Annotated in this window: 11 protein-coding genes, 1 tRNA gene, 2 riboswitches and 1 other annotated feature; of the genes, 1 reads left to right on the top strand and 11 read right to left on the bottom strand. The window is 45.0% G+C overall.

From position 1 onward, the window contains the following. Window positions 1-464: 464 nt before the first annotated feature. The 10 genes from ACFSUO_RS10415 to guaB form a co-directional block, all read right to left on the bottom strand. Window positions 465-557: transfer RNA gene (locus tag ACFSUO_RS10415), tRNA-Ser, on the bottom strand. Window positions 558-626: 69 nt separating this feature from the next. Then, on the bottom strand, window positions 627-1,826 hold the full coding sequence (locus ACFSUO_RS10410; RefSeq protein WP_382393783.1) for a M20 family metallopeptidase: 1,200 nt from the start codon (window positions 1,824-1,826) through the stop codon (window positions 627-629). 125 nt (window positions 1,827-1,951) lie between these two features. After that, the gene (locus ACFSUO_RS10405) at window positions 1,952-2,767 is read right to left on the bottom strand and encodes a MetQ/NlpA family ABC transporter substrate-binding protein (RefSeq protein WP_382393781.1); all 816 of its coding nucleotides are present in this window, start codon (window positions 2,765-2,767) and stop codon (window positions 1,952-1,954) included. Between the two features lie 31 nt (window positions 2,768-2,798). After that, a complete protein-coding gene (locus tag ACFSUO_RS10400) occupies window positions 2,799-3,449 on the bottom strand; it encodes a methionine ABC transporter permease (RefSeq protein ID WP_382393779.1) in 651 nt (216 codons plus the stop codon). Further along, the gene (locus ACFSUO_RS10395; protein ID WP_382393777.1) at window positions 3,439-4,470 is read right to left on the bottom strand and encodes a methionine ABC transporter ATP-binding protein; all 1,032 of its coding nucleotides are present in this window, start codon (window positions 4,468-4,470) and stop codon (window positions 3,439-3,441) included. Before ACFSUO_RS10395 ends, ACFSUO_RS10400 begins: the two co-directional genes overlap by 11 nt. A 72-nt stretch (window positions 4,471-4,542) precedes the next feature. Continuing rightward, window positions 4,543-4,645: riboswitch (SAM riboswitch) on the bottom strand. An 85-nt stretch (window positions 4,646-4,730) separates the two neighbouring features. Continuing rightward, window positions 4,731-4,834: riboswitch (SAM riboswitch) on the bottom strand. Between the two features lie 88 nt (window positions 4,835-4,922). Further along, entirely contained in the window at window positions 4,923-6,197 is a 1,275-nt protein-coding gene (gene serS, locus ACFSUO_RS10390; protein ID WP_382393775.1) for a serine--tRNA ligase, read from the bottom strand. Between the two features lie 552 nt (window positions 6,198-6,749). Further along, window positions 6,750-6,972: a binding site (T-box leader), on the bottom strand. Between the two features lie 193 nt (window positions 6,973-7,165). Further along, on the bottom strand, window positions 7,166-7,756 hold the full coding sequence (gene pdxT, locus ACFSUO_RS10385; RefSeq protein WP_382393773.1) for a pyridoxal 5'-phosphate synthase glutaminase subunit PdxT: 591 nt from the start codon (window positions 7,754-7,756) through the stop codon (window positions 7,166-7,168). 15 nt (window positions 7,757-7,771) lie between these two features. Continuing rightward, entirely contained in the window at window positions 7,772-8,656 is an 885-nt protein-coding gene (pdxS, locus tag ACFSUO_RS10380; RefSeq protein WP_382393771.1) for a pyridoxal 5'-phosphate synthase lyase subunit PdxS, read from the bottom strand. Between the two features lie 188 nt (window positions 8,657-8,844). After that, window positions 8,845-10,188 carry a serine hydrolase gene (locus tag ACFSUO_RS10375; protein ID WP_382393769.1) on the bottom strand — a complete coding sequence of 448 codons (1,344 nt, stop codon included), beginning with the start codon at window positions 10,186-10,188 and terminating at the stop codon, window positions 8,845-8,847. Window positions 10,189-10,371: 183 nt separating this feature from the next. Continuing rightward, the gene (guaB, locus tag ACFSUO_RS10370; RefSeq protein WP_382393767.1) at window positions 10,372-11,838 is read right to left on the bottom strand and encodes an IMP dehydrogenase; all 1,467 of its coding nucleotides are present in this window, start codon (window positions 11,836-11,838) and stop codon (window positions 10,372-10,374) included. A 180-nt stretch (window positions 11,839-12,018) separates the two neighbouring features. Between guaB and ACFSUO_RS10365 the strand changes: the two genes are divergently transcribed. Further along, window positions 12,019-12,987: a YaaC family protein gene (locus ACFSUO_RS10365; protein ID WP_382393765.1), complete on the top strand. Its 969-nt coding sequence runs from the start codon at window positions 12,019-12,021 to the stop codon at window positions 12,985-12,987. A 181-nt stretch (window positions 12,988-13,168) separates the two neighbouring features. On the opposite strand, the gene gyrA is transcribed toward ACFSUO_RS10365, so the two are convergent. After that, the gene (gene gyrA / locus ACFSUO_RS10360) at window positions 13,169-15,694 is read right to left on the bottom strand and encodes a DNA gyrase subunit A (RefSeq protein WP_382393763.1); all 2,526 of its coding nucleotides are present in this window, start codon (window positions 15,692-15,694) and stop codon (window positions 13,169-13,171) included. Window positions 15,695-15,795 lie beyond the last annotated feature (101 nt).

Here is a 15,795-nt window from a genome sequence, read left to right as displayed (position 1 = left end):
AAATGAATGTAAAAAATCCCCAGTCCATCCTTGTAAAAGGACGGACTGGGGTTCCGTGGTACCACCTTTATTGGCATATCAAGATACAGTATGCCCACTCTCTTTGATAACGCATTGGGTATGCGGTCAGACATTGCTGACAACTCCAAGGCAGGTTTCACGTTAGCTTCATCCGATGGAATCTCGCAGCCGGTGAATTCCAATCTCTTGCGGCAGCTTTCCGCTACTGACCTCTTCTTCGTTCGTTTACCTTTATTTCCATGTACTATACCTGCTGCCACTCGTAATGTCAAGTGGTAGTCAGGTTGAAATCGCGACGTCCTCGAAAAAGGAACCCGCTTTTTCTTCGTGCGATGTAATTGCTGCCGAAGCCATCCTTGTCCTGTACGTCGAAAAAAAACCGCTACAGAAAATGTAACGGCCTGGTGGTTCTATCTCCAATTTTATGCGCGTTTGAAATTAAATGGAGGAGGTAGAGGGATTCGAACCCCCGCGCGGTTTGACCAGCCTGTCGGTTTTCAAGACCGATCCCTTCAGCCCGACTTGGGTATACCTCCATAAGACAAAATATACTATACCATTCATATAGGACATTGTCAACGGAGGCAGCCATTTTTTTAAGCTGATTAAGTGACCTCTTTGAATTCCCGGTAAATTTCCTCATACAAAGTCCTGTCCGTCAGAAGCTCTAATACTGTTAAAGCAGCTGCTTTAGCCCCTAGTATAAGTGCTTCATCTCCTTTTTCCGACTTTGCTGCTTCTCTGAATTCAACGGTATGGCCTACTAAATCACTTGGACCAATTTTAATATGTGGATGGATCGTCGGAACAACTTGACTCACATTGCCAACATCTGTGGAACCAAATGCGGTTCTTTCCTCCAAATTCACCGTCTCTCCCAAGCTTTCCATAACTTCTTTAAAGACGTTGTCAAAACGGTGATTAATAATAAAGTTATCTACTTCATTCTGAAAAGAAGAAATCTGTACCGATGCGCCTGTTGCCAGAGCTGCACCATTTGCAATCCCCTTTACTTTTTCTGTTATTTCATTGAGTACGGTTCTTGTCGCCGCACGTATAAAAAATCTTGCTTTCGCATATTCCGGAACGATATTCGGTGCATCACCACCATCGGTAATAATGCCGTGGATCCTTACATCAGAGGGAAGGTGCTGACGCAATGCATTAACGCCATTGAATAACTGAATGACACTATCCAATGCATTAATGCCCTTTTCAGGTGCTGCTGATGCGTGTGCCGGTTTACCAAAAAACTCAAAGTCCAGTGGATCAACACCCAGCGTTGGGCCGGTTAAAGTTGTTTCATTGCCAGGATGAAGCATGATTGCGGCGTCTATTCCTTCAAGCAAACCTGCCTTTACAAAACTTCCTTTCGCACTTCCATTTGGCCCGCCTTCTTCTGCAGGCGTTCCAAGTACGAAAAGTTCCCCGCCTATGTCGTCGATTACCTTACTTAATGCAACTGCAGCTGCAACGCTTGTTGTTCCAATGATATTATGCCCGCAAGCATGGCCGATTTCCGGTAATGCGTCATACTCTGCCAACAGTCCAATTCTAAGCCCATTTTTCTTCCCCTTTCTGCTGGCCAAAAATGCCGTTTCATGCCCTGCAACACCTTTGTCTACATGGAATCCTTCATCAGTTAAAATATCCGTTAAAACCTTTGAAGCAAAAAATTCCTCATTTCCAACCTCCGGATGATTGTGGATATCATGACTCGTCTGAAGATAGCGTGCCTTATTGTCTTCAATGTTCTCCGTAATACGCATTCTAATCTCCTGCAAATTGCTTTTTGTCACTGCCATTCCAAACACCTCTTTGTGATTTATTACCTAGTCCGCATCCCACATACATTTTGCTTTCCGCGGTCGAGTGTTTTCTTCCATCAAATAACAACAATCTATACGAAAGCAGCCTTTATTATGAATGGTTACCAGCCTATTTTCTCCAATGGTACAAAAGTCGGTATCTGGTTTCCGTCGTATTCCTTTTCTATCAGTTCCTTCACATCGTCGGACTGGTATATATCAGCTAATTTCTGCAGTGTTTCGTCATCTTTATCTTTTTCCTGTACGGCAATGATGTTAATGTATGGTGTTGCTGTTTCATTCTCATGAAAAATGGAATCGTCTAATGGACTGAAGCCTGCGTCGACAGCAATACCGTTATTGATGATGGATGCTGCAACATCTGGCAGGACACGCGGCGTTTGTGCGGCCACAAGTGTTTCAAACGTCAGACTCTTTGGATTTTCCGCAATTTTATCGATAGACCCGTTCCCATCAAAATCCTCCACAAGTTCAATTAGTCCGGCTTCCTGAAGCAGCAGCAATCCGCGGCCCATATTCGTTGCTTCCTTTGGCAAGGCAATAGTTGCACCTTCTGGAATTTCTTCCGGAGAATCATATTTTTCAGAGTAAAGCCCCATTGGTGCGATGACTGTTGTCGCAATCGGTGCTAAATCCAAATCGTGCTCCTCGATAAATGCATCAAAATAAGATACTGTCTGAAAGGCGTTAGCATCCAGTTCCCCTTCCGCTAATGCCAGATTTGGCTGAACATAATCAGAAAAGCGGACAATCTCAACATTTATTCCTTCTTTTTCAGCCTTTTTAGCAACAAAATCCCAGACCGTTGTATCCGAACCACTGATCCCAACTTTTACAGTTGATACTGCATCACTGGAACATGCACTGCTAACCGCTATTAAACTCATAAACAATAAAAACAAACCAATTTTTCTCATATTTCCTGCACCCCTTTGATATGTTCAGCTCTTAACGCCGTCTAACTTTTTTTGATAAAACATTCCCTGTCGTTTGCAATCCCTGCACCATGACAACCAGAATGGCTACGGTAATGACCATCACTGCCGTATCAAATCGCTGATAGCCATATGTGATCGCCAAATCACCAAGACCTCCCCCGCCAATGGCACCAGCCATAGCTGATGCACCAACTAACCCAATGGTTGCGATCGTTAATCCCAGTAAAAGTGAACTTAATGCTTCCGGTATCAAAAAACGAATAATGATTTGCCATGGTGTCGCTCCCATTGCTTGTGCCGCCTCCATCACACCCGGGTCAACCTCAAGCAGGGAGTTTTCAATTAACCGGGCAATGTATGGGCCTGAAAAAAGCACCATTGGCACAATTGCAGCTGCAGTACCAATTGATGTCCCGACAATCAAGCGTGTAAATGGAATAACAGCAACCATCAGGATAATGAAAGGTATGGAACGGAACACGTTTACGAACGCATTCAGCACCTTAAAGATTAGAGCATTTTCCCATAAATGCCCTTCACGGGTTACGACAAGCAAGATTCCTAACGGCAAACCAATTAGTATAGCAAACAATAATGAAAATACCACCATTGCAGCAGTTTCCCCCAATGCTGCAATAATTTGATTCCAATCAACCAGCATCTTCCAAAACCTCCTTAATCGTTACTTCTTGCTGATTAATATACATGAGTACCCTATTAATCTCTTTCGTTTCTCCCTGAAATTGAATAACCAAATTTCCAAATGGTATTCCCTGTAATTCAGTTATGTTGCCAAACAACACATTTACTTCCACATTAAAATGCTTCGCTATTTGTGAAAGCAGCGGATCCCCGGTAGCTTCACCAAAAAACACAACTCGGTAAATCTGGTTCGTTTCCCCTTGAGAACGGATTAATTGATGGACAGATTCCGGTATTTCATCATGCATGACCGTGCTGACAAAATTGTAGGCAACGGCTGTCTTTGGCCGAGCAAACACTTCAAAAACAGAACCGGATTCCACTACTTCACCCTGATCAAGAACGGCGACCTTATCACAAATCTCGCGAATAACTCCCATCTCATGCGTAATAATCAAAATGGTAATGTTATATTCCTGATTAATCTTTTTCAGCAGATTTAAAATCGAATTAGTTGTCTGCGGATCAAGTGCCGATGTTGCTTCATCACACAGCAGGACTGATGGCTGCGTTGCTAAGGCCCGTGCAATGCCTACCCGCTGTTTCTGTCCTCCTGATAATTGGTCCGGATAGTTATCTGCTTTGTCACGCAGCCCAACGAAATCCAGCAATTCCTCGACCCGCTTCTTCACCTCTTCTTTTGGTTTTTTCATAAGCAATAATGGCATTGCCACATTGGTGAAAACTGTTTTAGAATCTAGCAGGTTGAAATGCTGGAAAATCATACCGATATCTCGTTTTGCTTCTCTTAATTCCTTAGGGGAAAGGCGAAGCAAATCCTGATTATTAACAGTAATCGTTCCATGGGTTGGCCGCTCAAGCAGATTGACACAGCGGATCAATGAACTTTTCCCAGCGCCGCTGAAGCCAATAACACCATATATTTCACCTTTCTCAATCTGTAAATTCACATCATCCAAGGCCTTAACTTCCTTTTCTCCACCTTGATAAATTTTTGTGACATTCTCTAATGTAATCAATGATTCCCCTCCTTAAAGTAAAAAAATACCTCTTTCTGATAGATAGGAAGAGGCATTTTTTGTATTATCCTCTTCTTATCTTTCAAGTCTGTTGCTTGCTGGATTTGGCACAGTACTAAAAAAGTCCGCTGCCGAGGCTTCCAAGGGCCAGTCCCTCCACCTCTCTGGATAAGAAGTTCGTTCTTATTTAGTTTTGGAAATGAAAAAATCTCTTCTTATGGTCAAAATAAAAAGAGATTTGCAAACAGATCCGCTCTCTCTTCTTATTTTCCAAGCAAATGCTTGTTGGATTTGGCACAGTACTTAAATAAGTCCGCTGCCGAGGTTTCCAAGGGCCAATTCCCTCCACCTCTCTAAATAAGAAGTTTGATTATTTAATTTAAAATAAAGCTTACTATCATTTAGATTATTTGTCAATACATTTTAAAAATAAATCTGATCCAGTTACTTGACTATTTGATGACTTCCTTTCCGCCCATATACGGCCGGAGTACTTTCGGGACGACAACAGAGCCATCCTCGCGCTGGTAATTTTCCAGAATAGCAGCGAGGGTTCGGCCCACTGCAAGGCCTGAGCCATTTAATGTATGCACATATTCTGGTTTTCCCTTTTCTTCACGGCGAAAACGAATGCCAGCGCGCCTTGCTTGGAAATCCTCAAAATTGGAGCAGGACGAAATTTCGCGGTATGTGTTCTGGCTTGGGATCCATACTTCAATATCGTATTTTTTAGCAGCAGTAAAGCCTAAGTCGCCCGTGCACATGCTCATCACACGATACGGCAGGTTCAGCTGCTGCAGCACTTTCTCGGCATGTCCGGTCAGCACTTCTAATGTGTCATATGAATCTTCCGGTTTGGTGAAATGAACCAGTTCCACTTTGTTAAACTGGTGCTGGCGAATAAGCCCGCGTGTATCCCGTCCAGCAGAGCCTGCTTCAGAGCGGAAGTTAGCACTGTATGCCACATATTTTCTTGGAAGGTCGTCCACACTTAGAATCTCATCCCGGTGATAGTTCGTCACTGGCACCTCAGCCGTTGGAATCAGGAAATAGTCCCAATCAGCCAGTTTAAATACATCCTCGGCGAATTTAGGCAGCTGTCCAGTTCCTGTCAGGCTTCCGCGATTGACAATCTGTGGCGGCATCATTTCCGTGTACCCATGTTCGTCTGCATGCAAGTCCATCATGAAGCTAATCAATGCTCGTTCCAGTCGGGTCCCAATTCCTTTATAGAATACAAAACGGCTTCCCGTAACTTTGGCAGCCCGTTCGAAATCCAGAATACCTAGGTTTGTGGCAATATCCCAGTGCGGTTGCTCGGTAAAATGAAATTCCGGCCGGTCGCCCCACTGACGCACTTCTACATTATCATCTTCATCCTCGCCAACCGGGACACTTTCATGCGGAATGTTCGGGATGGACAGCATCATCATTTCCAAGGCTTCTTCAATTTCTTTCAATTCTCCATCCAACTCTTTGATTTGATCGCCGACTTCGCGCATCTCTTTAATGGCAGATTCGGCATCTTTTTTCTCTTTTTTTAGAGCAGAAATCCGTTTGGATGTTTCATTGCGTTTGGCCTTCAATTTCTCTGCTTCCGAAATAAGTGTTCTTCGGCGTTCGTCAAGCTCACTAAACTTCTCCAGTTCTGATAAATCCTCTCCGCGGTGAGACAACTTTTCCTTTACTTCCTGAAAATTATTACGCAAAAATTTCATGTCCAGCATGGCTATATCCTCCTTTTAGTGTTTAAAATAGGCTCTTTTCGCACATGTTGTTGTTTTTCGCAGTTGATAAAAAAAGCGACATACTGAAAACTAATTTGTGTTCGACACCGCAACAATGGTAAGAAGTCGAATAGCACAAAACCAGCGAGGAAATACACGGAGACTCCTCGAAAATAAAAACCAATTTTCTTCGTGCGATGCATCGCTGCCGAAGCCTTCCTTGTCCTGCGGGAACAGTGGCCTACGTGAGACCCCGCAGAACGGAGTTCGAGGAGGCTCACGGGTCACCCGCGGAAAGCGACGAGCAAGACATCCACCGAGTAAACTGCGAGTTGCGAGGAGCGTATGCTTCACCGATAAAACCTGCTACGCGACGAGCACCCAAGTGTATTTCCGGAGCGGTATCATGGAACTAAACCATTTCTTCAAGTTGTGTTGCATTTTATGGAGAATGTTAAGTAAGGTTCATCTTAACCCCCTGGTGCGAATAGCAATAATCTTTTCGAAAACAGCCTTAAAATAAATATTAAAAAACTCCCGTCCCTGTTTTAATTCAGGGACGGGAGTGCTGTTCCCGCGTTGCCACCCTTATTGAAGAAAAATGTGCATTCCTCTTCCGGCTCGCTCAGATAACGGTTGATGGCCGGGTTCACCTACTAAAAAGTTCAGCAAACCAGTTCAAGGACGGATTCACAGGCAGCTCCCACTGGTTCTCACCTGCCACCAGCTCTCTGAAGTAAGCTTTCCTGTTACTATTTCCTCTCATAACTGTTTAAGTAATTCTATTATAGAGGTTGTTCAAAAAGTCCGGTAAAAAGGACACTTCGAATTTCTTCGTTGGCTTCCTTTTCCGTTACTCATGTATTGAAAGCATACACTCCGCTACTCGGGAGCTGCGCCGCCTCGAACTTCTCGGTCCTTTCTATCCTCCTTTTTGAACACGCACTTATAGGTTAGTCAATTTCTAATTAAGATGCAAGTGTTTGCTTTGATTGTTCCACCATATCGGCAAAATATGCAATAATACGGTTATCATCCGTTAATTCGGGGTGGAAGGCTGTACATAAATAGTGGCCTTGCCTTGCTGCAACAATTCTGTCCTGATAGGCAGCAAGAACTTCCGCATCCTGGCCTGTTTCTAATATGTACGGCGCACGGATGAAGACAGCGTGAAAATCATCACCGACATGTTTAATGTCCAGAGTTGCTTCAAAGCTTGCCACCTGCCTGCCAAATGCATTCCTGGCAACTGTCATGTCCATCAGACCGAGGTTTGCATCTTCCTGTCCCTCAATCGCATTTGCCATTAAGATTAGCCCAGCGCAGGTTCCAAAAATCGGCTTTCCTTGCCTGCCAAATTCCCTGATGGCATCGAAAAAGCCGTAACTGTCCATTAGCCTGCGCATTGTCGTACTTTCACCGCCAGGAAGAATCAGCCCATCAATTTCATGGAGCTGTTCCACTCGTTTTATTTCTACCGCGTCAGCCCCGGCTTCCTTAATCGATCGGACATGTTCCCGGACTGCGCCCTGCAAAGCGAGTACACCAATTACACTCATCATCCTACCTTCTTTCTATTCGCTGCGGTCCTGCATCCGGTCATGTGCTTCCAGTGTACCCATTTCAATACCTTTCATCGCATGACCGAGTTCTTTGGATAGCTCACCGATCAGTTTGTAATCCGTGTAATGTGTTGTTGCCTCAACGATTGCTTTTGCATACTTTTCCGGATTGGTTGATTTGAAAATACCAGATCCAACGAATACACCATCCGCTCCGAGCTGCATCATCAGTGCTGCATCAGCAGGCGTCGCCACTCCGCCCGCTGCGAAATTGACAACGGGGAGGCGGCCTTCCTGCCTGATTTGCATCAGCAGTTCAAACGGTGCACCAATTTCTTTCGCATAGGTCATTACTTCATCATCAGACATGGATGTCAGTTTCCTGATTTCCGACTGAACCTGACGCATATGACGAACAGCTTCAACAATATTTCCTGTACCAGGCTCACCCTTCGTACGGAGCATGGATGCACCTTCACCAATGCGCCGTGCCGCTTCACCCAAGTTGCGGCAACCGCACACAAATGGAACGGTATAATCTGATTTTTTCAAGTGATAGACGTCATCGGCTGGTGTGAGTACTTCACTCTCATCAATATAATCAGCACCCATTGCTTCCAATACACGTGCTTCAACAATATGCCCGATACGTGCTTTAGCCATAACCGGAATGGATACGGCATTCATTACTTCTTCTGTAATTTCCGGACTTGCCATGCGGGCTACACCACCGGCAGCACGAATATCAGACGGAACACGTTCTAGTGCCATAACAGCAACTGCACCTGCTTGTTCCGCTATCTTAGCCTGCTCAGCATTGACGACATCCATAATGACGCCGCCTTTTTGCATTTCTGCCATTCCCCGTTTTACACGTTCTGTTCCTGTGTTCGCCATTTAGTTCCCCTCCAGAGTGTCTGTGAATTTTCTGTCATATCTATTTTACTACGCCTGTCCACCTGAAGTCGATTAGAAAAACTTGGCTTTCACCAAGTCTTACTAGTGAAAGCCTTCGTTTTTTTATAAGGTCAACCATAATTTATACTTCTGACGTTATAAATAATAGCCAGCAAGCAAGGCCCAGCTTAGAACCAGCCTTTCACTGTATCAACAACTGTACTGAACAAGTTTCCGAAAAATTCACCAACCGAGCCGATTGCAAGCATAAACCAATTATCTTTTTCCACCTCGCTCTGTGCTACCAGATCAATGGTCTGTTTTCCGGCGTCGGGATAAATATAACCATAGTCTTCCTCACCATTATAGACGATTTCAGCGGTGCCGACTTTTTCGCCTTTTTTAACTGGTGCAATCAGTTCTCCATCTTTATTCAATTTATCTTTGTTCAAATGGTACTTGATGCTGTAGTTCTCTGCCTGTCCTTCTTTTATCGGGGCACTGAACGCTTCTTTTGTTGCTATCTGTACGGTATCTTCTTTCCCTTTGGCTACAGAAATATCCGATTTATCTTCCAGCTGATAGCCTTCAGCGAATATTTCCTGCTTTTGAAACCGCTGGAATCCATAATCCATCAGTTTGGCTGTCTGCTGAAAGCGTGCTGGTTCATCTTCCGCCTTCATAATGACAGAAATAAAGCGATTGTTATCACGCTTGGCCGTTCCCGTAAAACAATACTTGGCCAGATCCGTGTGCCCAGTCTTCAGTCCATCAATGCCTTCATAATGGAACTGCTGAAGTGAACTGGCTTCTTTTGCATCATGCGGCAGCATCCAGTTATAGTTGCGGATTGTCTGTCCATCAAATTCTGTGGATGGGACTTTGGAAACATCAAGTGCTTCCGGATAATCATTAATCAGATTATAAGCCAGTAGTGCTGCTGAACGGGCTGAAAGCAAGTTATTGGCATTCGGGTCTGTCCCCTCCGGCACATTTTCTCCGAGTGATGAATTGGCAAGTCCTGTCGAATTAACAAACTTGTAGTCCGGCAGTCCCATTTCTTCTGCCTTTTTATTCATCATCTTGACAAATTCGCCTTCCGAACCTGCAATCAATTCCGCAAGAGCGATTGTTGTTGCATTGTCCGAATTGATGGCCATCGCTTCGTATAACTCTCTGACAGTATAATCCTGGCTCTGTGTCAGTCCAACACCTGAAAATGCTGGATTTGCTGATATGCTATACGGGTAGTCGCTAATCTGTGTTGTTGTATCCCAGCTGATTTGACCTTCCTCAATCGCTTCATGGACAAGGTATTCCGTCATCATTTTGGTCATGCTGGCCGGTGGCAGTGCCATATCTGGTTTTTTAGCATATAGAATTTTGCCCGTTTCTGCATCTACCAGTATCGCTGACTCTGCCTCGATATCCAATGTTGCTGCCTGTGCAGAAAATGGTTGTGTTAAAACTGCGGCCATCATCACCAAAACAGCCAAGAATAACGACATTTGTTTCTTTCGGTTGTTGTTCACTTTCTTTGCCTCCACTTATATTGAAATCTTTCTTTATCATCGTTCATTAGACACTTTCGTATTTTACCACAAAAAATAGAGAAAAAATAGACAGGGAAAAGCCCTATCTATTAAAAATCCTATAGGAAATATCTACTATATACACCGCCATGACAAACCTGATTATGGCAGCAAGTGGCCTCACTATGAGTAATTCGGTGCCTCTTTCGTTATCTGCACATCATGCGGATGGCTTTCTCTTAGCCCGGCATTAGAAATTCGGATAAAGCGTCCATCCTGGCGCAAATCGTCAATCGTTGGGGTGCCGCAATAGCCCATGCCAGCTCGCAAACCACCAAGCAGCTGATGGATGGTATCAGCGAGTGGCCCCTTATAAGCTGTTCTTCCTTCAATGCCTTCCGGAACTAGCTTTTTAGCGTCTTCAGCATCCTGGAAATACCGGTCTTTGGAACCTGCCTGCATGGCACCGACTGATCCCATGCCTCGGTATACTTTATACTGCCTGCCCTGGAAAATTTCCGTCTCACCGGGACTTTCTGATACACCGGCAAACATACTTCCCAGCATCACTGCATTTGCGCCGGCAGCAAGTGCTTTGACTATATCACCGGAATACTTGATCCCGCCATCAGCAATGACCGGTACCCCGTACTCGGCTGCCTTTACAGCACAATCATGAACGGCAGTAATCTGGGGAACACCAATGCCTGCTACGACTCTGGTTGTACAGATAGAGCCTGGTCCAATACCCACTTTGACAATGGACGCACCTGCCTCTATCAAATCGGCTGTTGCTTCAGCAGTGGCCACATTTCCGGCAATGATAATAAGCTCCGGATAAGCATTGCGTACCGTGCGAACTTGTTCCAGCACACCTTCTGAGTGACCATGTGCTGTATCAATAACAATGACATCGGCACCAGCTTCGGTCAATTTTTCAATCCGTTTCATGGAATCACCGGTTATGCCAACAGCCGCACCCGCCAGCAGCCGGCCCTGGCTATCCTTGGCTGCACTCGGGAATTCAATTGCCTTTTCAATATCTTTAATCGTGATTAGCCCTTTAAGCACACTGTTGTCATCAACCAATGGAAGTTTCTCAATCCGGTGGGTCTGCAAAAGACTTTCCGCTTCTTCCAGTGTCGTTCCCACCGGGGCTGTCACCAGATCTTCACTCGTCATAACATCTTTAATTGACATGGAATAATCCTGGATAAAGCGCAGATCCCGATTCGTCAAAATCCCTGTCAGTTTCTGGTCATCCGTGTTATCGACAATCGGTACTCCGGAAATGCGGAATTTCCCCATCAGATGTTCCGCATCATAAACCTGATGTTCCGGTGTCAGGAAAAATGGATTGGTAATTACACCGCTTTCAGAGCGCTTTACCCGGTCTACCTGTTCCGCCTGGTCCTCAATCGACATATTCTTATGAATAATGCCCAGACCGCCCTGCCGTGCCATCGCTATCGCCATTTCTGCCTCTGTCACCGTATCCATACCGGCACTTATCAATGGAAGCTTGAGACGGATGTTTTTCGATAAATTTGTGCTTACATCAGCATCTTTCGGTAGTACCTCTGACTTAGCCGGCATCAAAAGTACATCATCAAACGTCAATCCTTCTTTGGCAAACTTGTCCTCGCGCATTGGTATCCTCCTATCCAGTCAATGTATTCTGTGAGTAAATAAATGAAATCTTGGCTAAACTATACCAGTAATTCTATTGTTATTCACAATACGGCAACTGTGCTACATTTGCAATAGTCTATGGAATATGCAGCAGAAAAACCTCAATTCTGAAATTTGTAATATTAGGGAGACTGTTTCATGCTGACCAATGAAATTAATACATTTTATACATATCTGCAGTCACAGCAAAATGCTCAGCAATATTTAGCAGCTTGCTATCGGCAACTGGAATTCGATAATGCCTCCGTAAAAAGCTTTGAAAACTGTAACCCATTTATGCACTACTTAGATCATGGCGTGCGGTTTTACGATAATGGCAAACGGCTTGAACCGCTGCTGCAGCCAATGCTATTTTTTTACGGCATGGTCCATTTAATCAAAGCAAACCTGCTGACAGTGCGTCCGGAATATCCCGAATCAACAGCTATATTGGCACACGGTGTATCAACAAGAAAGCGCAAAAAAAGAGATTACACATTCATGGGGGACGAAGTGAAGATTCAGCATAATGGCTTGTTTTCCTATTTCACCACACATTTGTTTTCCATCCGAACACAGCCGTTTGACAAGATAAAAATGAATCGGCTGTTTGCACTAATTCCCGAGATGGACCCGTTGTTCCAATTTCATGCGGAACGGAAATTGACCGTTATTGGGGAAATGGGAACAAAGCATGTACAATTTCCCGTATGGCTTCTGGATCGTTATCATCTGACGGACAAAGCATTCATCAATCGGGTAAAGCCTTATTTGCCAGAAATAAAAGAGACTCATAATAAGGGTGGACATATTGTTGTCCATTTGAATGATCCACTATTCCCGGCAGGGGCCAGTCCATTCTTTACAGGTATGGCAGATCATCGTATTTATTTTCCAGCAGACCGGGAAGATTTTCTGCCTATTTCTGAAGTGATGGTCCACTATTTGCTCCTGTATAACTTGAGTATGCTGTGCCGTTATGAACCGGAATGGTGGGGTGATCTGCTTGCCGCAAAACCGGATCGAGACTTTCCATTCATTCATTCCTTTTTAGACGTAACGGCGGCAAAAATGCCCATGCTGCTGGGGAAGTGTCTGCTGGATAACCATGCTGGAACTTCAGAGTGAATGCCTGGACTGACATACCAGAATATAAAAGAAGCCATTATAAAATGGCTTCCATGTGATTAGCATCGCTGTCTTTTAGTACGATGTGCTCATTAGACCTGCCCAGCCGAATAATGGCCGTACTGGGTCATTTTTGCCAGCAGAAACGACTTCACCTGGAATTTTTATACTAAGATCAGACTTATTCGCCGTTATCCTCTGTATTGTCCGCGCTTTCGTCATCTTCAGCCGATTCCGTTTCAATAGCAGACTCGTCACTGTCTTCTTCCGGTTCATCCTCTTCCTGTTCAACGACAGCCACAGTCGCCACTTCTTCCTCCTCTTGCACCCGAATCAGCCGGACACCTTGTGCATTACGTCCGGTTTGGGAAATACCGCTGATCGGGGTACGAATCAGTACACCAGCAGCAGTTATGAGCATCAGATCTTCATCCCCTGTTACGGCTTTCACCGCAACAACACTATTGCTTTCGGTCAATTTGCATGTGAAAATGCCTTTCCCACCGCGTTTTGTTACGCGATACTGATCTTCAGGCGTCCGTTTCCCGATACCTTTGTTCGTTACATGAAGCACTTGCAGCCCTTCATCAAGTATTTCCATCGAAACAACTTCATCATCGTCCCGCAGTGAAATACCGCGCACACCAGCTGCATTTCTTCCCATTGCACGCACCTGGTCCTCCGGGAAGCGGATAAGGTAACCGTTCTTAGTTCCAATCATAATATCTCTTGTCCCGTCAGTTAGCCGGACAGACATAAGTTCATCTTCTTCACGGAGCCCTACTGCAATCAGCCCGCCTTTTCGGATATTAGCAAACTGGGAAAGGTTCGTCCGTTTAGAGAGCCCATGTCTTGTTGTAAAGAACAAGTACCAATCACTGCTGTATTCGGAAACGGAAATAACTGCATTAATCCATTCTTCCTTTTCTATCTGCAGCAGATTAATAATCGGTATTCCTTTAGCAGTTCGGCTAAATTCAGGAACTTCATACCCTTTGGCACGGTATACCTTTCCTTTGTTGGTAAAGAATAGAACAGTATCATGTGTTGATGTTGATACTAAATGTTCAACAAAGTCATCATCATTTGTTCCCATTCCTTGAATGCCGCGGCCGCCGCGTTTTTGCGTCCGGTACGTGGAAGCTGGTAGCCGCTTGACATATCCCTGGTGTGTAAGCGTGATGACGATGTTTTCCTCAGGAATTAAATCTTCATCCTCAATGGAATCTGCCCCGCCGGCAACAATTTCTGTACGGCGTTCATCATTGAATTTCTCCTTGATACCAATCAGTTCTTCGCGAATAATCTCCAGCAATTTTTCATCGTCGGCCAGGATGGCTTTCAGTTCATCGATTTGCTTCAGCAGTTCGTCATATTCATTGTTGATTTTTTCCCGTTCCAGCCCTGTCAGACGCTGCAGCCGCATATCAAGGATAGCCTGTGCCTGTTTGTCCGACAGCCCAAACCGCTCAATCAAGCCGTTTTTGGCCGTGTCGGTTGTTTTGGAATTACGGATAAGTGAAATAACCTCATCCAGGTGATCGAGTGCAATCCGCAAGCCTTCCAGTATATGAGCGCGTGCCTGTGCTTTCCGCAGCTCGAATTCGGTGCGGCGTTTCACAATTACCCTTTGGTGCTCGAGGTAGTGTTCCAGACACTGCTTAATCGTCAGCACTTTTGGTCTTCCGTCAACAAGCGCAAGCATATTGATGCCGAACGTCGTCTGCAGTGCAGAATATTTATATAAATTATTCAGGACAATGCTGGGATTTGCATCACGGCGCAGTTCAATCACAACACGAAGCCCGTTACGATCCGATTCATCGCGTAAATCGGTTATGCCGTCAATCCGTTTTTCCCGGACAAGTTCAGCAATTTTTTCAATCAGTTTCGCCTTATTGACTTGATATGGCAGTTCGGTAACAATAAGGCTGGCCTTTCCGTTTGCCTGTTCCTCAATATCCACTTTCGCACGGATGGTCACTGATCCTTTTCCAGTCTCATATGCTTTACGAATGCCGCTTCTGCCAATAATTTCACCGGCTGTCGGAAAATCAGGCCCATGAATATGGTCCTCCATCAGTTCCTGGATAGTAATTTCCGGGTCTTTAGTAAGAGCCAGTACGGCATCAATTGTCTCCCCGAGATTGTGGGGCGGTATATTTGTAGCCATCCCGACTGCAATACCAGCCCCGCCGTTGACAATCAAGTTCGGAAAACGGGAAGGGAATACAACTGGCTCGCGTTCTGTCCCGTCATAGTTATCCGCATAATCAATCGTGTCTTTCGTGATATCCCGCAGCAACTCCATGGAAATTTTGGACATACGTGCTTCTGTGTAACGCATTGCGGCTGCCGAGTCCCCATCGACTGAGCCGAAGTTGCCATGCCCGTCTACAAGCATATACCGGTAACTGAAATCTTGTGCCATCCGGACCATGGACTCATACACAGCAGAGTCACCGTGCGGATGGTACTTACCAATAACTTCACCGACGATACGGGCTGATTTCTTATATGCTTTATCCGAGTGCATGCCAAGATCATTCATTGCATACAGAATTCTGCGGTGGACAGGCTTCAGCCCATCCCGGACATCCGGCAGAGCACGTGAAACAATGACACTCATGGCATAATCAAGGAATGATGTGCGCATTTCCTGACCAAGATTAATTTCCTGAACGTTTGGACGCTGTTGATCCGCCATTAAAATACCTCCAAATCTCACTTCCTGAAAAAGACACGGCACACAGCCAGGGCAGCTGAATAAAGACTGCCTGCCGTCCTGCCGGGAAATCAAATTTCACC

The organism is Lentibacillus juripiscarius, from assembly GCF_042685205.1.
Taxonomy (GTDB): domain Bacteria; phylum Bacillota; class Bacilli; order Bacillales; family Amphibacillaceae; genus Lentibacillus; species Lentibacillus juripiscarius.
The sequence above is the reverse complement of the archived record's forward strand: the minus strand, read 5'-3'. Positions and strand labels throughout refer to the sequence as shown.